This window comes from Bradyrhizobium sp. Pha-3 (assembly GCF_042258615.1).
Classification (GTDB): Bacteria; Pseudomonadota; Alphaproteobacteria; order Rhizobiales; family Xanthobacteraceae; genus Bradyrhizobium.
The window spans coordinates 6,585,833-6,604,455 of record NZ_CP170152.1 but is presented as its reverse complement, the minus strand read 5'-3'; the positions used below and the strand labels follow the sequence as shown (position 1 = coordinate 6,604,455).

General features: G+C 64.8%; 16 protein-coding genes and 1 pseudogene. 13 read left to right on the top strand and 4 right to left on the bottom strand.

The features are described 5' to 3' along the window. Positions 1-109: 109 nt before the first annotated feature. Positions 110-1,027: a LysR family transcriptional regulator gene (locus ACE10Z_RS31145; protein ID WP_176532654.1), complete on the bottom strand. Its 918-nt coding sequence runs from the start codon at positions 1,025-1,027 to the stop codon at positions 110-112. 120 nt (positions 1,028-1,147) lie between these two features. On the opposite strand from ACE10Z_RS31145, the gene ACE10Z_RS31140 reads away from it, so the two are divergent. The 6 genes from ACE10Z_RS31140 (at position 1,148) to ACE10Z_RS31115 (ending at position 6,783) form a co-directional block, all read left to right on the top strand. Then, the gene (locus ACE10Z_RS31140) at positions 1,148-1,966 is read left to right on the top strand and encodes a putative hydro-lyase (RefSeq protein ID WP_375784181.1); all 819 of its coding nucleotides are present in this window, start codon (positions 1,148-1,150) and stop codon (positions 1,964-1,966) included. Positions 1,967-2,052: 86 nt separating this feature from the next. Continuing rightward, complete coding sequence (locus tag ACE10Z_RS31135; RefSeq protein WP_375784180.1) at positions 2,053-3,300, top strand: ABC transporter substrate-binding protein; 1,248 nt, start codon at positions 2,053-2,055, stop codon at positions 3,298-3,300. 247 nt (positions 3,301-3,547) lie between these two features. Beyond that, the gene (locus tag ACE10Z_RS31130) at positions 3,548-4,381 is read left to right on the top strand and encodes a branched-chain amino acid ABC transporter permease (RefSeq protein WP_234600294.1); all 834 of its coding nucleotides are present in this window, start codon (positions 3,548-3,550) and stop codon (positions 4,379-4,381) included. After that, positions 4,381-5,367, top strand: coding sequence for a branched-chain amino acid ABC transporter permease (locus tag ACE10Z_RS31125; RefSeq protein WP_375784179.1), 987 nt, complete (start codon positions 4,381-4,383; stop codon positions 5,365-5,367). The genes ACE10Z_RS31130 and ACE10Z_RS31125 overlap by 1 nt, the downstream gene beginning before the upstream one ends. Further along, the gene (locus tag ACE10Z_RS31120) at positions 5,364-6,095 is read left to right on the top strand and encodes an ABC transporter ATP-binding protein (protein ID WP_375784178.1); all 732 of its coding nucleotides are present in this window, start codon (positions 5,364-5,366) and stop codon (positions 6,093-6,095) included. The genes ACE10Z_RS31125 and ACE10Z_RS31120 overlap by 4 nt, the downstream gene beginning before the upstream one ends. Beyond that, on the top strand, positions 6,079-6,783 hold the full coding sequence (locus ACE10Z_RS31115) for an ABC transporter ATP-binding protein (RefSeq protein WP_092125049.1): 705 nt from the start codon (positions 6,079-6,081) through the stop codon (positions 6,781-6,783). The genes ACE10Z_RS31120 and ACE10Z_RS31115 overlap by 17 nt, the downstream gene beginning before the upstream one ends. A 248-nt stretch (positions 6,784-7,031) precedes the next feature. Here the strand turns inward: ACE10Z_RS31115 and ACE10Z_RS31110 are convergent, their stop codons facing one another. Genes ACE10Z_RS31110 through ACE10Z_RS31100 form a run of 3 tightly spaced genes read right to left on the bottom strand, consistent with a single transcriptional unit; the run spans position 7,032 to position 8,487 of the window. Then, a complete protein-coding gene (locus tag ACE10Z_RS31110; protein ID WP_298369819.1) occupies positions 7,032-7,313 on the bottom strand; it encodes a hypothetical protein in 282 nt (93 codons plus the stop codon). A gap of 18 nt (positions 7,314-7,331) precedes the next feature. Next, positions 7,332-7,835: a GNAT family N-acetyltransferase gene (locus ACE10Z_RS31105; protein WP_375784177.1), complete on the bottom strand. Its 504-nt coding sequence runs from the start codon at positions 7,833-7,835 to the stop codon at positions 7,332-7,334. Continuing rightward, a complete protein-coding gene (locus ACE10Z_RS31100) occupies positions 7,828-8,487 on the bottom strand; it encodes an aldolase (RefSeq protein ID WP_375784176.1) in 660 nt (219 codons plus the stop codon). Before ACE10Z_RS31100 ends, ACE10Z_RS31105 begins: the two co-directional genes overlap by 8 nt. Positions 8,488-8,672: 185 nt before the next feature. Here ACE10Z_RS31100 and ltnD point away from each other — a divergent pair, with 185 nt between their 5' ends. The 7 genes and pseudogenes from ltnD to ACE10Z_RS31065 all read left to right on the top strand — a co-directional run bounded on the left by ltnD (position 8,673) and on the right by ACE10Z_RS31065 (position 18,532). Next, positions 8,673-9,584 (top strand): L-threonate dehydrogenase, encoded by a 912-nt coding sequence (gene ltnD, locus ACE10Z_RS31095; protein ID WP_375784175.1) that lies wholly within the window; start codon positions 8,673-8,675, stop codon positions 9,582-9,584. Positions 9,585-9,596: 12 nt separating this feature from the next. Beyond that, a complete protein-coding gene (gene otnI, locus ACE10Z_RS31090) occupies positions 9,597-10,379 on the top strand; it encodes a 2-oxo-tetronate isomerase (RefSeq protein WP_375784174.1) in 783 nt (260 codons plus the stop codon). Continuing rightward, a complete protein-coding gene (gene otnK / locus ACE10Z_RS31085) occupies positions 10,376-11,665 on the top strand; it encodes a 3-oxo-tetronate kinase (RefSeq protein WP_375784173.1) in 1,290 nt (429 codons plus the stop codon). Before otnI ends, otnK begins: the two co-directional genes overlap by 4 nt. A 179-nt stretch (positions 11,666-11,844) precedes the next feature. Beyond that, positions 11,845-13,537 (top strand): annotated as a pseudogene (locus ACE10Z_RS31080) (methyl-accepting chemotaxis protein). A gap of 62 nt (positions 13,538-13,599) precedes the next feature. After that, a complete protein-coding gene (locus ACE10Z_RS31075) occupies positions 13,600-13,776 on the top strand; it encodes a hypothetical protein (RefSeq protein ID WP_375784172.1) in 177 nt (58 codons plus the stop codon). A 387-nt stretch (positions 13,777-14,163) separates the two neighbouring features. Then, positions 14,164-17,343 carry an efflux RND transporter permease subunit gene (locus tag ACE10Z_RS31070; RefSeq protein WP_375784171.1) on the top strand — a complete coding sequence of 1,060 codons (3,180 nt, stop codon included), beginning with the start codon at positions 14,164-14,166 and terminating at the stop codon, positions 17,341-17,343. After that, entirely contained in the window at positions 17,330-18,532 is a 1,203-nt protein-coding gene (locus ACE10Z_RS31065) for an efflux RND transporter periplasmic adaptor subunit (protein ID WP_375784170.1), read from the top strand. The genes ACE10Z_RS31070 and ACE10Z_RS31065 overlap by 14 nt, the downstream gene beginning before the upstream one ends. Positions 18,533-18,623 lie beyond the last annotated feature (91 nt).

Below are 18,623 nucleotides of genomic sequence, written 5' to 3'. Positions count from 1 at the left end.
TTCAGCTGTCTTTCCGGGGCGATGCGTCAGCATCGAACCCGGAATCTCGAGATTCCGGGTTCGGCTCTTCGAGCCGCCCCGGAATGACGTTTGATTATCCGGCACTCGTTCAATGGCGCGCCGCTTCCATCGCGTCAACCGCTACGCTCGCCTGCGCGATCTGCCTGGCGAGATGGGCGACACGCTCGATGGCGACCGCATCGGGGGAGGCGAGCCAGCTCGCGGTGAAGGTGAGAGGCGGCAGCTTGAGGTCGGTATCGAGCAATTGCAAGCGGCCGTCGGCGAGCTCGTTTTCGACGATCGCCGATGGAATCACCGCAATGCCAAGGCCTTCATTGGCCATGTGGATCACGGTCGCGAGCGAGGTCGAGGCGTGCAGCCGGATCGGCGGCAGGTCGGGGGCGTTGAACAGCGCGCGCACGGTCTCATAGGGCTGGGTCTTGCGCGGAAACGTGATGATCGGAAACCGCGCCAGATCGCGCCGCGCCACCGGGCCGGAACCGAGGCCGAGCGACGGGCTCGCCAGGAAGCCGATCGGGTAATCGCACAGCACGTGATTGTGCGCGCCGGACGCCGAGACCGGTCCGAGCACGAAGGCGAGCTCGATCTCCTGGGCCAGCAGCCGCGGGGTCAGGTTCGGCGTGATGTCGACCTCGATCTCCAGCGACAGGTTCGGGTAGATCTCGTTGACGCTCTTGACCAGCCGCGGCAGCCAGGTGTGCACGATGGTCTCCGCGACACCGAGCCGCAGCGCGCCGCGCATCGCCGAACGGTCGCCGACCTCCGCCATCATCTCCGAACGCAGGCCGATCAGCTTCTCGGCGTAAGTCATCATCAGCCGTCCGCTCGGCGTGGGCGAGGCCACCCGGTGATCCCGGTTCAGCAGCTTGACGCCCATCTCGCGCTCGAGCTGGGCGATGCGCTGGGAGATCGCCGGCTGGGTGGTGTTGAGCCGCTGGGCGGCGCCGCGGAAGCTGCCGAGCTTGACGACCCAGAGGAAGGTTTCGATCGAGCGGAAGTCCGTCATTGGAAGCATATCCCCGATCGATAAATTCTATTTATCGATTTTGATTAGAAAGGACGATTAGACATTATATCACGCTTGGTGTTGGTTTGTCCTTGTCGAGATTATGGGCAGGAGAATCCCATGACTGTTTTTGCGGCAGTGCAGCGATCTCAGGGGGAGCCGGTGCTGGCGAGCGTCGAAGCGCGCCGTGCCTGCCGTGACGGCGTGGCCTCGGCGACGACGGCCGGTCTCGCCAACGGTTTCGTCCAGGGCAATCTCGCGATCCTGCCGGAGAAACTCGCCGGCGCCTTCCACCGGTTCTGCCAGCTCAATCCGAAACCGTGCCCGATCATCGGCATGTCCGATGTGGGCGACCCGCGGATTCCCGCGCTCGGCCTCGACCTCGACATCCGCACCGACGTGCCGCGCTACCGGGTCTGGCGCGACGGCGAGGTGGCGGACGAGCCGACCGACATCACCAAATACTGGCGCGACGATCTCGTCACCTTCGTGCTCGGCTGCTCCTATTCGTTCGAGGAAGCGCTGCTGGAGGACGGGCTGCCGATCCGTCACATCGAACGCAACCTGCGTGTGCCAATGTACCGAACCAACATCGCCTGCCAGCCGTCGGGGCCGTTCGCGGGGCCGATGGTGGTGTCGATGCGCCCGTTCAAGCCGGCGGATGCGATCCGCGCGGTGCAGATCACCTCGCGCTTCCCGTCGGTGCACGGCGCGCCGGTCCATCTCGGCCACCCGCATGCGATCGGCATCAAGGATATCGCCAAGCCCGATTATGGCGACGCGGTGCCGGTCGCCGATGACGAGATTCCGGTGTTCTGGGCCTGTGGCGTGACGCCGCAATCGGTGATCGCAAGTGCGAAGCTGCCGTTTGCGATCACGCATTCGCCGGGCCTGATGCTGGTGACCGATCTCAGGAACAAGCAGCTGGCTGTGCTCTGAATAGGCAATTCGTGCAATTCATTGAGGCTTTACTGCGCGCTACAAGCATCACATCGATAATAACAAGCTGACCAAGGGGAATTTCGATGACGATCTCTCGCCGTAACGTATTGCTGGGTGCCACTGCCGCCGCTGCGCTCGGTCCGATGGCCGCGCGCGCACAGACCAGTGAAGTGGCAATCGGCGTGATCTATCCGCTGTCCGGCTCCAGCGCCGCGATCGGCGTCGACGCGCAGCATGCCTTCAACACCGCGGCCGAGATCATCAACAAGAACTATGATTTCGCGCTGCCGCTCGCCAAGGGCGAGGGCCTGTCCGGCCTCGGCGGCGCCAAGGTGCGCCTCGTGTTCGCCGACCACCAGGCCGATCCGCAGAAGGGCCGCGCCGAAACCGAGCGCCTGATCACGCAGGAGAAGGTCTGCGCCGTCGTCGGCACCTATCAGAGCGCGGTCGCCGTCACCGTCAGCCAGACCTGCGAGCGCTACGGCGTCCCGTTCATCTCGGCCGACAATTCCTCGCCGAGCCTGCATCGCCGCGGCCTGAAGTACTATTTCCGCGCCTCGCCGCATGACGAGATGTTCTCGACCGCGATGTTCGACTTCTTCGATGCGATGAAGAAGAAGGGCCAGAAAATCGAGACGCTGGCGCTGTTCCACGAAGACACCATCTTCGGCACCGATTCGGCGAACGCCCAGATCAAGCTCGCCGGCGAGCGCGGCTACAAGATCGTGGCCGACATCAAGTACCGCGCCAACTCGCCGTCGCTGACCGCCGAGGTGCAGCAGCTCAAGGCGGCGAATGCCGACGTGCTGATGCCGTCGAGCTACACCACCGACTCGATCCTGCTGGTCAAGACCATGGCCGAGCTCGGATACAAGCCGAAGAACATCATGGCGCAGGATGCCGGCTTCTCGGAGAAGGCGACCTATGACGCGGTCGGCGACAAGCTCGAGGGCGTGATCTCGCGCGGCAGCTTCTCGCTCGACCTGGCGCAGAAGCGGCCGATGGTCGGTCTCATCAACGAGATGTACCGCGCCAAGTCGGGCAAGGACTTCAACGACTACTCGTCGCGCCAGTTCATGGGCCTGATCGTGATGGCCGACGCCATCAACCGCGCCAAGTCGACCGACGGCGAGAAGATCCGCGAGGCGCTGGTCGCCACCGACATGCCGGGCGACGTGACCATCATGCCGTGGCGGCGCGTCAAGTTCGACGAGATGGGGCAGAACAATTTCGCCGACCCGGTGCTGCTGCAATATACCGCGAAGAACTTCGTGACGATCTTCCCGGAACAGGCCGCCGTCTCCGAGGCGATCTGGCCGATGAACAGCTGATCGGTCGGACGCTTTCTCATCGTCGTCCCGGGCAAGCGAAGCGCGACCCGGGACCCCCGCGCGAGTGCTTGCACTCGTCGCATACCACAGGCAGGTATTTTGCGATGATTGGTTGTTGTCCTTCCTACCGACACGTTCGTGGTAATGGGTCCTGGCTTTCGCCAGGACGACGCTGGAATAATGCGGTGACTGGGGCGCAGCGGTGACAGCCGAGACCATTATCCAGAGTTTGGCGAGCGGCCTTCTGATGGGACTGCTCTACGGACTGATCGCCGCCGGCCTCGCATTGATCTTCGGATTGATGGACGTCGTGAACTTCGCGCACGGCGAGTTCCTGATGATCGCGATGTACGTGACCTTCTTCCTGTTCGCGTTCTTCGCGATCGATCCCTTGCTCGCGGCGCCGTTGGTCGCTGCGGCATTGTTCGTGTTCGGCGCGGTGGTCTATCTGCTGGTGGTCCGCTTCGCGATGCGCGCCAAGGCCAATGCCGGCATGGTGCAGATCTTCTCGACCTTCGGCCTTGCGATCGTGATGCGGGGCCTCGCCCAGTTCTTCTTCACGCCCGACTACCGCAGCGTCACCAACTCCTGGGTCGGCGGCAAGACGATCTCGATCGCCGGCATCTACCTGCCGGAGCCGCAGCTGATCGGCGCGATGCTGTCGATCGCGGCCTTCGTCGCGCTCTACTTCTTCATCAATCGCACCGATTTCGGCCGCGCGCTCGAGGCGACGCGCGAGGACGCCGGCGCGGTGGCGCTGGTCGGCATCGACAAGAATCGGGTGTTCGCGCTCGGCTGGGGCCTTGGTGCGGCGCTGGTCGGACTTGCCGGCGCCATCATGGCGATCTTCTTCTATATCTATCCCGACGTCGGCGCGTCGTTTGCGCTGATCGCCTACGTTACCGTGGCGCTCGGCGGCTTCGGCAGCGTGTTCGGCGCCTTTGCCGGCGGCATCATCGTCGGCCTGGTCGAGGCGACCACCGCGCTGATCCTGCCGCCGTCGCTGAAATCGGTCGGCATCTACGCCGTCTATCTCCTGGTCGTCTTCATCCGCCCGCGTGGCCTGTTCGGATCGATGTGATGGACACCCACTTCGCCCAACGCCGCAGGCGTGACCTGATCATGGCGGCCTGCCTTGCGGTGGTCGCAGCGCTGGTGCCGCTGTTCGTCAAGGACGTCTACGTCCAGAACATCATGGTCTTGACCCTGATGTATGCCGCGCTGTCGCAGAGCTGGAACATCCTGTCCGGCTATTGCGGACAGATCTCGCTCGGCCATGCGCTGTATTTCGGGCTCGGGGCCTACACCACCGCGCTGCTGTTCACCAAATTCGGCGTGCTGCCGTGGTTCGGCATGCTGGCGGGCGGGGCGATCTCCGCCGTGATCGCGATGGCGCTCGGCTATCCCTGCTTCCGCCTGCGCGGGCATTATTTCGTGATCGCGACCATCGTGATCGCCGAGATCGCGCTGCTCCTGATCCAGAACTGGGATTGGGCGGGTGCCGCGCTCGGCATCGATATCCCGGTGCGCGGCGACAGCTGGCTGAAATTCCAGTTCACCCGCTCGAAGCTGCCGTACTTCTATTTCGCGCTGGCGCTGGCCTGCATCGCCTGGCTCGTCACCTGGTGGCTGGAAGATTCCAAATGGGGCTATTGGTGGCGCGCGGTGAAGGACAATCCCGACGCGGCCGAGAGCCTCGGCGTCGTCGTGTTCAATTCCAAGATGGGTGCGGCGGCGGTCTCCGCCTTCCTGGTCGCAGTCGGCGGCAGCTTCTACGCCCAGTTCGTCTCCTATATCGACCCCGAGAGCGTGATGGGCTTCCAGTTCTCGCTGTTGATGGCGCTGCCCGCGGTGCTCGGGGGCATCGGCACGCTGTGGGGCCCGGTGCTCGGCGCCGTGATCCTGATCCCGCTCACCGAGCTGACGCGATCCTTCGTTGGCGGCTCCGGCCGCGGCGTCGACCTCATCGTCTATGGCGCGCTGATCGTCGCGATCTCGCTGGCACTGCCGAAGGGGCTCGTCAGCGTGTTCAGCATGCTCTCAGGGCGCAAGGAGGCCGCGCGATGACGGCACTCCTGGAAACCCGTGGCGTCTGGCAGCGCTTCGGCGGCCTCGTCGCCAACAGCGACGTCTCGATCTCGGTCGGCCGCGGCGAGATCGTCGGCCTGATCGGCCCGAATGGCGCCGGCAAGTCGACGCTGTTCAATCTGATCGCGGGTGTGCTGCCGCCCACCCAAGGCTCGATCATGTTCGACGGCGAGGACGTCACCCGGCTGCCGGCGGCGGAGCGCTGCCAGCGCGGCGTCGGGCGCACCTTCCAGGTGGTCAAGAGCTTCGAGACCATGACGGTGATCGACAACGTCATCGTCGGCGCGCTGATCCGCAACACCAAGATGCGCATCGCACGGCAGAAGGCCTATGAGGTTCTGGAGTTCTGCGGACTTGCAGCGCGCGCCGACAAGCTCGCCGCCGATCTCGTCCCGTCGGAGAAGCGCCGGCTCGAAGTCGCCCGCGCGCTCGCCACCGAACCGAAGCTGCTGCTGCTCGACGAAGTCCTCACCGGGCTGACGCCGGTCGAGGCGCAGACCGGCGTCGAGCTGGTGCGCAAGGTCCGCGCCACAGGCGTCACCGTGCTGATGGTCGAGCATGTGATGGAAATCGTGATGCCGCTGGTCGACCGCGCCATCGTTCTCAATCTCGGCAAGGTGCTGGTCGAGGGCAAGCCGACCGAGGTCGTCCGCAATCCAGAAGTCATTTCTGCCTATCTCGGGGATCGTCATGCTGTCGGTGCGTGAAGTCACCACCGCCTATCAGGGCCTGGTTGCGATCTCCTCGGTGTCGATCGACGTCACCAAGGGTGAGATCGTCTGTGTCGCCGGCGCCAATGGCGCGGGCAAGTCGACGCTCCTCAAATCGATCGCCGGCGCCGAGCGCCCGCGCGCCGGCACCGTCACCTTCGACGGCAAGCGCATCGACGGCCAGCCGCAGCACGTCATCACCGCAGGCGGCATCGCCTTCGTGCCGGAGAACCGCCGGCTGTTTCCGCGGCTCTCGGTGCGCGACAATCTGCGGCTCGGCAGCTATCTCTATCGCAGCCAATCCGACCGCGATGCGCCGCTCGATCTGGTGTTCAATCTGTTCCCGCGGCTCGGCGAGCGGCTGGAGCAGCGCGCAGAAACCTTGTCCGGCGGCGAGCAGCAGATGCTCGCGATTGGCCGCGCGCTGATGACGCGGCCGCGGCTCCTGATGCTCGACGAGCCGTCGCAGGGCATCATGCCGAAGCTGGTCGACGAGATCTTCCAGGCCGTGAAGCGCATCCGCGACGCCGGCATGACGGTCCTGATCGTCGAGCAGCGCATGGCCGAGTGCCTGGAGATCGCCGACCGCGCCTACATCCTGCAGACCGGCCGCGTGCTGATGCAGGGTACCGCGGCGGAGATCACCGGCAATCCCGACGTTCGCAAGGCGTATCTAGGGCTGTAGCGCCAAGGCATCGCCGCGCACGCACCCGTCATCCTTGTACGCGCCCCTTTGGCGCGCCTCGAAGGATGGGCCGCGCGCGACGCGAGTATGTGGCCCATCCTTCGAGGCTCGCTGCGCTCGCACCTCAGGATGACGTCAGTGTTTGCGGCGCGGCGAGCGGCCCGGATGAGCGACTTGCGAAGGCGGAAGCGACATCCGTGAGTGTGCCGTATGTCGCTCATGCGGGCTGCGGATCCAGCCCACGCAGCCTACTTGTCCTTGCCGTCTTCGACCTTCTCGACCTTCGCGGCGAGGTCCGGCACGCGGGTGACGCGGTAGGTTGCGTTGCTGCAGGTCAGCGTCCAGGCCTCGTTGTCGGGCTTGGAGAGCTTGTCGTCCCGTTCGGCCTTGAGCGGCTTGTCGCAGGCATAGCCTTGCGCACGCAGCTGGATCGCCAGCAGGTCGGGCAAGGTCTCCTCGGCGCGTGCGGCCGATCCCGCGAGGCCGCTCGTGAACAGAGCTGCGAATGCCAAGCCTGTGAGCCTCGTCATGACTGTCCTCCACAAATCTTACACCTGTTGCAGTGATGCGCTTCTTTCCATGAGGGTGAGGGGCGTTCCGTTGTATTCGATCCGTTCGAAGGTCTTCCAGCCCAGCCGCGCATACATCGCTTCGCTGTGCGGGGTGAACAAGTACAGCCGGTCGAAGCCCAGTTTGGCGCTTTCATCGGTGGCGCGCAGACTCAATGCGGACGCTACTCCCTGTCCGCGATGTTCCCTCGGGACGTACACCGAGGACAGCCACGGCGTCAGATGCTTGTGGGTGATGCTCGCCGCCAAGATGCCGGCCAATCCCAACGGCGTTCCGTCCTCGCTCAATGCAACGATCGCCATCGGCAACGCGTCTTTCTGTAGCGATCGACTGAGCCTCTCGGTTCGATCTTCGAGCGTGGCCGCCGGCGTCAGGTAGCCGAACTGAGCGTGCTGCCATGCCGCGATCGTTGGCACGAGTGCTGGATGGTCAGCCAGATATTCGATCGTAACTTTCGGTTGCCTGATCAAATGTTCAGTCATGCCCATGTTCCGGCAGCGTCAGCCCGAAGACTTTGGTCAAATCCTTGACCTGTTCGGGCGAGAGATAGCGCGGGTTCAGCCCGCGCAGCAGCAGATAGAGTTTGGCGGTTTCCTCCAGCTCCTCGGTCGCAAACACCGCCGCCTCGAGCGTGTCGCCGGAGACGACGGGGCCGTGATTGGCGAGCAGTACCGATGAATATTTCCCGGCCAGCCCCCTGATCGCATCCGCAACGGCGGGGTCGCCCGGGCGATAATAGGGCACCAGCGCGGTCTGGCCGCATTTCATCACGTAATAGGCCGTCATTGCCGGCAGCGCGGCGCGCGGGTCGATCTCGGGCAGCATCGAAAGCGCGACCGAATGGGTCGAGTGCAGATGCACCACCGCGCCGGCGCTGGTGCGCGTCTGGTAGAGCGCGGTGTGCAGCGGCACTTCCTTGGTCGGGGCGTCGCCGGAGACCAGCCGGCCATTTCCGTCGAGGAGCGACATTTTCGCCGGATCGAGGAAGCCGAGCGAGGCGTTGGTCGGCGTCACCAGCCAGCCGCCGCCGTCGAGCCGGACGCTGATATTGCCCGAGGAGCCCGGCGTCAGCCCGCGCTCGAACAGCGAGCGGCCGAACCGGCAGATGTCCTCACGAAGCTTTGTTTCGCTCACCTGGTTTCGCCTGCCTGGTTTCGTCCGCCGGTTTTTGTCTTGGCGCTATCCATCTTTCGCTTTGTCTCATGCTTTGGCAGCGCGGCCAAGCCGTGATAGGCAAGCAGCAAGGAGCAGGATCGGAAAGTGTGAGAGCCGGTTTTCCGAAAATGCTCAAACAACCAAAAATGTTCGGGGATCGCCACATGTCCAGTTCCGCAACACCGCACGTCGCCGTCATCGGGCTGGGCTCGATGGGATACGGCATGGCGACCTCGCTCAAGCGCGCCGGTTTTGTCGTGACCGGCTGCGACGTCTCGGCCGATGCCGTCGCGCGCTTCGTGGCCGACGGCGGCAAGGGCGCCAAAACGCCGGCCGAGGCGGCCAGGGATGCCGACATCGTCGTCAGCGTCGTCGTCAATGCGGCGCAGACCGAGGCCATCCTGTTCGGCAAGGACGGCGCCGCAGAGACGCTGGCGAAGGACGCGGTCTTCATCTCTTCGGCGACCATGGATCCCGATATCGCGCGGCGGCTGGCCAAGCAGCTGGAGGCGACCGGCCGGCATTATCTCGATGCGCCGATCTCCGGCGGCGCGCAACGTGCGGCGCAGGGCGAATTGACGGTTCTTGCTTCCGGCAGCGCGGCGGCGTTTGCGAAGGCGCGGCCGGCGCTGGATGCGATGGCGGCAAAGCTCTACGAGCTCGGCGATGCCGCAGGGCAGGGCGCCGCGTTCAAGATGATCAACCAGCTGCTGGCTGGTGTGCATATCGCAGCCGCCTCGGAGGCGATCGCCTTTGCCGCCAAGCAGGGCCTCGACATCAGGAAGGTCTATGAGGTGATCACGGCCTCCGCCGGCAATTCCTGGATGTTCGAGAACCGCATGCCGCATGTGCTCGACGGCGACTATGCGCCGCGCAGCGCGGTGGAGATCTTCGTCAAGGACCTCGGCATCATCCAGGACATGGCGCGCAATGCGCGCTTCCCGGTACCGGTCTCGGCCGCGGCGCTCCAGATGTTCCTGATGACATCGGCGGCCGGCATGGGCCGCGACGACGATGCGTCGGTGGCGCGGATGTATGCGCAGGTCACCGGCACCAAGCTTCCCGGCGCGAAATAAGAGGATCCTGCAATGCCCAACTTTGCCGCCAACCTCACCATGATGTTCAACGAGGTCCCGTTCCTCGACCGCTTCGAGGCGGCGGCGAAAGCGGGCTTCACCGCGGTCGAGTTCCTGTTTCCGTACGACCACCCGGCCGAGGAGGTCGGCAAGCGGCTGAAGGCTGCCGGGTTGACGCAGGCGCTGTTCAACCTGCCGCCGGGCGACTGGAACGCCGGCGAGAAGGGATTTGCCGCGCTGCCGGATCGCTTCGCCGATTTGCAAGCGAGCCTGAAGACCGCGCTGCCTTATGCGCAGGCGACCGGCGTCAAGCGCGTGCATCTGATGGCCGGGATCGCCGATCGCAATGATCGACGCGCAGTGGAAGCCTTCTACAAATCCGTCGCGAACGCCGCGGAATTCTTCGCGCCGCACGACCTCGACGTCGTGATCGAGCCGATCAATCCGCGCAATGTGCCCGGCTACTTCCTCAATGATTTCAACTTCGCGTACGACCTGATCAGCGAGCTGAAGATCCCGAACCTGAAATTGCAGTTCGACATTTATCACTGCCAGATCATCCATGGCGACGTCACGATGCGGCTGCGCGAGATGATGCCGATGATTGGTCACATCCAGATCGCCTCGATCCCCTCGCGCAACGAGCCCGACGGCGAGGAGCTGAACTATCCGTTCCTGTTCGATGAGCTCGACCGGCTCGGCTACGGCGGCTTCGTCGGCTGCGAATACAATCCGCGCGGCAAGACCACCGACGGTCTCGCCTGGTTCAAGCCCTATGCCGGAGTGAAGCCGTGACGCGAGCCGGAAACCTGTCTCTCGGTTGCATCGCCGACGACTATACCGGCGCCTCCGATCTCGCCAACACGCTGACCCGCGCCGGCCTGCGTACGGTGCAGACTATCAGCGTGCCCGCAGACGATCTCGCGCTGCCGGAGGTCGATGCCGTCGTGGTGTCGCTGAAAAGCCGCTCGATCGAGGCCGGCCTCGCGGTGACACGTTCGCGTGCCGCGGAAGCCTGGCTCCGCGACCGTGGGGCCGGGCATATCCTGTTCAAGATCTGCTCGACCTTCGATTCCACCGATGCGGGCAATATCGGTCCGGTGATGGACGCGCTGCGCGCCGACTCCAAAGACAATATCGTGCTGGTGACGCCGGCCTTCCCGGAAACCGGCCGCACCGTCTACCAGGGCAATCTGTTCGTCGGCTCGGTGCCGCTGAACGAGAGCCCGCTGAAGGACCATCCGCTCAACCCGATGCATGATTCCAATCTGGTCCGCGTGCTGGCGCGCCAGAGCACGACCAAGGTCGGCCTGGTCGATCTGGCGACGCTGAGCCGCGGCACCGACGCGGTTCGGGCAAAGCTCGCCGAGCTCGCGCGCAGCGGCATCGGCGCCGCGGTCATCGACGCGGTGTTCGACCGCGACCTCGAAACCATCGGGCAGGTGGCGCTGGATCACGGTCTTTCGGTCGGCGCCTCCGGCATCGGGCTTGGATTGGCGCGGGCGCTGGTCGCCGCAGGCAAGGCCACATCGGCTGCCGTGAATGCCGTGACCAGCGCTGCGATCGGCGGGCCGGCCGCCTGCCTCGCCGGCAGTTGCTCACAGGCGACCCTGCGCCAGATCGCCAGCGCCGAGAAGGTGATGCCGGTCCTGCACCTCGACCCCGAGAAGGTGATCGCCGGCAGGGACGAGGCGCAGCGCGCGCTCGCCTGGGCCAAAGAGCGGCTCGGCACGGGGCCGATCCTGATCGCCAGCAGTTCGACCCCGGAGGAGGTGGCAGCTCTGCAATCCCGTCATGGCCGTGATACAGCCGGACATGCGATCGAGCAGGCAATGGCCGATCTCGCGGAGGGGCTGGTGCGGTCGGGTGTGCACAGGCTGGTGGTCGCCGGTGGTGAAACTTCAGGCGCCGTGGTCGATCGCCTGGGTATCCCGGGATTCCTGGTCGGGGCGGAAATCGCTGCGGGCGTGCCGGTTCTGCGCGCGGTCGGCACTGGAAAAGGCGAGATGGTGCTTGCCCTGAAATCAGGCAATTTCGGCGGGCCGGAGTTCTTCTCGGACGCGCTGGTATTGATGCCTTGATGCGCCTGTCGCGCATCATGTTGGGCTGATGACTGATATCTCCGTAGTTCAACGGTGAACCAAATTAACCCTACTTAAGGAGGGGGGCTGGCTTTGATATCTGCGGCGCAGCGCCGCGCCATCAGTCTTCTTTCCGCACGAACGGGTCTAGCGAGCCCGGCACCCAAGAGACCCCCACGATGTTCGCCAAATTCTCGATCCGCGCCAAGATCATTGCCGCGGTTGCATTCCTGCTTGTCGCGCTGACGGGCATGGGCCTGCTTGCAGTCTGGAATATGCGGGCGATCAACGCCAGCACCGTCGACATCACGACCAACTGGTTGCCGAGCGTGCGCGTGCTCGGCGAACTGCGTGCCGGGGTCATCACCTACCGCAACGTGATCCGCGAACACATGCTCTCGGAAACGCTCGAAGAAAAGCTGGCCGCCGAAAAGACGCTCGCCAGCGTCGTCGAGATGAACACAAAGGCCCGCGCCAAGTACGAGCCGATGATCAATTCCCCGGAGGAGCGCGCGCTCTACCGGCAGTGGTCCGAGACCTGGGACAAGTACAAGAAGGGTACCGAAGAGGTCATGACCCTGTCGCGCAAGGAAGCCGGCAAGCTTCCGCACGAGGCGCATGAGCTCAATACCAAGGTGGTGAACAAGATCGGTCTCGAAGCGGACGAGATCCTGAACAAGGACATCGAGCTCAACAACACCGGTGCGGACAAGGCCGCGCAGGATTCTGCCAACAGTTACAGCTCGGCACTGATGATGGTCGCCATCTTGCTCGGCATCGCCATCCTGATCAGTGTCGGCGTCAGTTTCTACACGGTTCGCGACATCTCGTCGGGCATTGCCTCGATCGTCGCCCCGATGCAGGCGGCTGGGCCGCGGCGACCTGACCGCAATCGTGCCGCACCAGGGCGAGAAGACCGAGATCGGCGCGATGGCCGACACGTTGCAGGTGTTCAAGGAGGCTCTGGTCGCGAAGAAGGCTGCCGATGAGGCCGCCGCCGACGACGCCGAAGCCAAGATTGAGCGCGGACGCCGGGTCGATACCATCACCCGCAATTTCGAGCAGATGATCGGTGAAATCGTGCAGACCGTGTCGTCGGCATCGACCCAGCTCGAAGCCTCGGCCAGCACGCTGTCGTCGACCGCAAGGCGTTCGCAGGAATTGACCACCTCGGTTGCCGCGGCGTCCGAGGAGGCCTCGACCAACGTGCAGTCGGTGGCGTCGGCGACTGAAGAACTGTCGTCGTCGGTGACCGAGATCAGCCGCCAGGTCCAGGAGTCGGCGCGGATGGCCGGCGACGCCGTCGGCCAGGCGCGCACCACCAATGATCGTGTCAGCGAGCTGTCGAAGGCCGCCGCGCGCATCGGCGACGTCGTCGAACTGATCAACACGATTGCCGGCCAGACCAACCTGCTGGCGTTGAACGCCACCATCGAGGCGGCGCGTGCCGGTGAAGCTGGCCGCGGCTTCGCGGTCGTGGCGTCCGAGGTGAAGGCGCTGGCCGAGCAGACCGCGAAGGCGACCGGCGAGATCGGTCAGCAGATCGCCGGCATCCAGACCGCGACCCAGGAGTCGGTCGGCGCGATCAAGGAAATCTCGTCGACCATCGAGCGGCTGTCGGAGATCTCCTCGACCATTGCCGCCGCGGTCGAAGAGCAGGGTGCGGCGACGCAGGAGATTTCCCGCAACGTGCAGCAGGCGGCGCAGGGCACCCAGCAGGTCTCGGCCAACATCACCGACGTGCAGCATGGCGCCAACGAAACCGGCTCGGCTTCGACCCAGGTGCTGTCGGCGGCACAGTCGCTCTCGGGTGACAGCAACCGCCTCAAGCTCGAGGTCGGCAAATTCCTCGACGCCGTCCGCGCCGCCTGACGCCGGCCGAAGCTCTGACCATCGAACGATGCCCGGCTGACAGGCCGGGCATTTTTCTTTGCGTGGATGCCGCGCTCAGTAATTTCACTGAAGCCAACATTACCGACGTGCAGCACGGCGCCAATGAGACCGGCTCGGCGTCGACGCAGGTGCTGTCGGCGGCGCAATCGCTCTCGGGCGACAGCAGCCGCCTCAAGCTCGAAGTCGGCAAGTTCCTCAACGCGGTTCGCGCCGCCTGATCCGGCGCCGCCGGGCGGCCCCTAGAGACATCGTTGTCGGGGCAACCGATCCCGGCGTGGCGAGCTGGCCGCCTCACCACGCTCTACATTTTCGCAGAGCAGCGATGCGCTAGCCTCGTGACGGCCGAAACGGCGTGCTCGGCCGGCGCATATTCGCAGCAGAGCCGTCTCTTTTTTGACGATGAGACGAGCGCGATCGGCGGCACTGCGGCCGGCGTACCCGATCGGAGCGCACGGCTTCACGTCCTATGCCAAGGAAGTGAAGTCCGCCGCGGCGCCGCAGGTTGGCGTTTTGCCCGTCATCGGGTAAATCGGCCGCTGCGGAACGGCTTTTGCAATGTCGATTCCTCTGCCCGGGGCGGGCTTCATTTCGGGAATGCTGCTTTTATGATCGCACTGGTCCGTATCGCGCTGAGCCGGCCATATACTTTCGTCGTGCTCGCGATCCTGCTCTTGATCATCGGACCGCTGGCGGCGCTGCGCACGCCGACCGACATCTTTCCCGACATCCGAATCCCCGTGATCGGCGTGGTCTGGCAGTACACCGGCCTGCCGCCCGACCAGATGGCCGGCCGCATTACTTCGCCGTTCCAGCGCGCGCTGACCACGACGGTCAACGACATCGAGCACATCACCGCCAACTCGTATAACGGGTTCGGCATCATCAAGATCTTCTTCCAGCCCAATGTCGACATCCGCACCGCCAACGCGCAGGTCACCGCGATTTCGCAGACCCTGCTCAAGCAGATGCCGCCGGGCGCGACGCCGCCGCTGATCCTGAACTACAGCGCCTCGACGGTTCCGATCATCCAGGTCGCATTGTCGGGCGAAGGCCTGACCGAGCAGAACCTCGCCGATATCGGCATCAACCAGCTGCGCACGCCGCTGGTCACGGTGCCTGGTGCTGCGATCCCGTATCCGTTCGGCGGCAAGCAGCGCCAGGTCCAGATCGATCTCAATTCGACGGCGCTGCAGGCGCGCGGCCTGTCGGGCCAGGACGTCGCCAACGCGCTCGCGGCGCAGAACCTGATCACGCCGGTCGGCACGCAGAAGATCGGCAATTTCGAATACACCGTAAACCTGAACAACTCGCCGCTCCGGATGGAGGAACTCGGCGATCTGCCGATCAAGCAGGTCAACGGCGCGATGGTCTATGTCCGTGACGTCGCCACCGTCCGCGACGGCAACCCGCCGCAGACCAACATCGTCCATGTCGACGGCAACCGCTCGGTGCTGATGATGGTGCTGAAGGCCGGCGCCACCTCGACGCTCGATATCATCTCCGGCATCAAGCAGAAGGTGATCGACGTCAAGGACCAGATGCCTGACGCGCTCAAGATCGGCTTCATCGGCGACCAGTCGGTGTTCGTCCGCGGCGCGATCACCGGCGTCGCCTTCGAGGGCGTGATCGCCGCGCTCCTGACCAGCGTGATGATCCTGTTGTTCCTCGGCAGCTGGCGCTCGACCGTCATCATCGCGGTGTCGATCCCGCTGTCAGTGCTCGGGGCCATCATCATGCTGTCCCTGATCGGCGAGACGCTGAACATCATGACGCTGGGCGGCCTCGCGCTCGCGGTCGGCATCCTGGTCGACGACGCCACGGTGACGATCGAGAACATCAACTACCATCTGGAGCAGGGCAAGCCGGTCGAGCAGTCGATCCTCGACGGCGCCAACCAGATCGTGACGCCGGCCTTCGTCTCGCTGCTCTGTATCTGCATCGTGTTCGTGCCGATGTTCTTCCTGACCGGTGTGGCGCGCTTCCTGTTCGTGCCGATGGCCGAAGCCGTGATGTTCGCGATGATCTGGTCGTTCATCCTGTCGCGTACGCTCGTGCCGACCATGGCGAACTATTTGCTGCAGGCGCATGTCCATCACGAGGGCGCGCCGCCGAAGTCGCGCAATCCCCTGGTCTGGTTCCAGCGCGGCTTCGAGTCACGGTTCGAGCGCATCCGCGGCGGCTATCGCGGTTTGCTCGAGATGGCGCTCGGCCACCGCAAGGTGTTCGTCGGCGGCTTCCTCGCGGTCGTCGCCGCGTCGTTCCTGCTGGTGCCGTTCTTGGGGCGCAACTTCTTTCCGTCGGTCGATGCCGGCAACATCCTGATGCATGTCCGTACCCAGGTCGGCACCCGCGTCGAGGAGACCGCCAACCAGCTCGCCGACATCCAGAAGGCGATCCGCAAGCTGGTCCCCGGCGAGATCGAGACCATGACCGACAACATCGGCATGCCGATCTCCGGCATCAACATGACCTACAACAACACCGGCGTGATCGGTCCGCAGGACGGCGACATCCAGATCCGCCTGAAGGAAGGCCACAAGCCGACCGAGCAGCATGTCCGCACGCTGCGTGAGCAATTGCCGCGGCTGTTCCCGGGCACCAGCTTCGCGTTCCTGCCGGCCGACATCGTCAGCCAGATCCTGAACTTCGGCGCGCCGGCGCCGATCGATTTGCAGATCCGCGGCGCCAACCTCGACGCCAACTTCGCCTACGCCAACAAGCTGCTGGCGAAGATCAAGCGCATTCCCGGCATCGCCGATGCGCGGATCCAGCAATCGCCGAACAATCCGACCTTCAACATCGATGTCGACCGCACCCGCGCGCAATATGTCGGCCTCACCGAGCGCGACGTCACCAACTCGCTGGTCGTCAACCTTGCCGGCTCCTCGCAGGTCGCGCCGACCTACTATCTCAATCCCGATAACGGCGTGTCCTATTCGATCGTGATGCAGACGCCGCAATATCAGATCGACTCGCTGAGCGCGCTGCAGACGCTGCCGATCACCGCGACCGGCAACACCCAGGCGCCGATCCTCGGCGGCATCGCCGACATCAAGCGCGCGACCTCGAGCGCGGTGGTGTCGCAATACGACATCCAGTCGCTGGTGCAGATCTACGCCACCACGCAAGGCCGCGATCTCGGCGGCGTCGCAACCGACGTGCGTCAGCTCATTGCCGACACCGCCAAGGAGGTGTCGAAGGGCTCGTCCGTGGTGCTGCTCGGCCAGGTGCAGACCATGAACTCGGCCTTCACTGGCCTCTTGTTCGGCCTGCTCGGCGCGGTCGTGCTGATCTACTTCCTGATCGTCGTGAACTTCCAGTCCTGGTCGGATCCGTTCGTGATCATCACGGCGCTGCCCGCCGCACTTGCCGGCATCGTCTGGATGCTGTTCACGACCCAGACCACGCTGTCGGTTCCGGCGCTCACCGGCGCCATCATGTGCATGGGCGTCGCGACCGCCAACAGCGTGCTCGTGATCAGCTTCGCCCGCGAGCGCTATGAGGAACTCGGCGACCCCGTCGCGGCCGCCCTCGAAGCCGGCTTCGTCCGGTTCCGCCCGGTGCTGATGACCGCGCTCGCCATGATCATCGGCATGGCGCCGATGGCGCTGGGGCTCGGCGAGGGCGGCGAGCAGAACGCTCCGCTGGGCCGCGCCGTGATCGGCGGCCTGATCTTTGCAACCTTCGCGACGCTGATGTTTGTTCCCGTGGTATTCAGTATGGTACACAAGAAGCAAGGCGCCAAAGCCGCCGCCTCATCGGAGATTCCGCATGCAGCCCACTGAACAGCGCCCACCGGTGTCCGGCCGGAGATTGGGCATATTCGGCGTGGTTGCACTGGTCGGCGCGGGGCTGATCGTCGGCACCGGCATCCGCGCTCGCGAGGAGCAGGACACAAGGCTGAAGGAATGGACCGACGACCAGGCCGTTCCGACCGTCGCCGTGGCGCTGCCGAACGCCAAGGCGCTGAGCCCCACGATCGACCTGCCGGGCCGGCTCGAGGCCTATTCCCGCGCACCGATCTTCGCCCGGGTGTCCGGCTATCTCAAGAACTGGGACGCCGACATCGGGGCCCGCGTCAAGGCCGGCCAGGTGATCGCCGAGATCGAGGCGCCCGACCTCGACCAGCAATTGCTGCAAGCGCGCGCCGATCTCGCCAGCGCTCAGGCCTCGGCCAGGCTCTCCGAGGCCACGCTGACCCGGCGCAAGACGCTGGTCGCCTCGAACTTCGTCTCTGCCCAGGAGATCGACGAGCGCACCGCCGACCTCTCCAACAAGAACGGTGCGGTCAGGTCCGGCCAGGCCAATGTCGAGCGGCTGGAAGCGCTCGCCGGTTACAAGAAGATCACGGCGCCGTTCGACGGCGTGGTCACCTCGCGCGACACCGACGTCGGCGCGCTGATCAACGCCGGCGGCAACTCGGGCCCCGCGATGTTCACGATCTCCGACATCACCAAGCTGCGCGTCTACGTCAACGTGCCGCAGAACTACGTTCCGGCGATCAAGATCGGCGCCAAGGCCTCCTTGGTATTGCCGGATTACCCGAACCGCAGCTTCCAGGCGACGGTGGAAGCCTCCTCGCAGGCCGTCGATGTCGCCTCCGGCACCACGCGGATGCAGCTCGGGCTCGACAATTCCTCCGGCGAGCTGATGCCGGGCAGCTATGCCAGCGTGAAGCTCAATTTGCAGCGCGAGGCCGCGCCGCTCAGCATTCCCGCCAGCGCGCTGATCTTCAATGGCAACGGTCTGCGGGTCGCAACCGTCAGCCCTGACGACAAGGTGCTGTTCAAGACCGTGAAGATCGGCCGCGACCTCGGCAAGGAGATCGAGATCGCATCGGGCCTCGCCCCCGACGACCGCATCATCACCGCGCCGCCGGACGGCCTTGCCGACGGCGATCATGTCCGCGTCACCGGCGCCGGCGCCAAGGGCAAGCCGACGACGGCGTCGGAAAAGCAGGATGTGAAGGGGTAGGGCGGACAGGTAAGCTCGTTCCCGCCTCGCACCTCAAGCCGCTTGCTCTGCCGTCATCCTGAGGTGCGCGCTCTTGCGCGCCTCGAAGGAT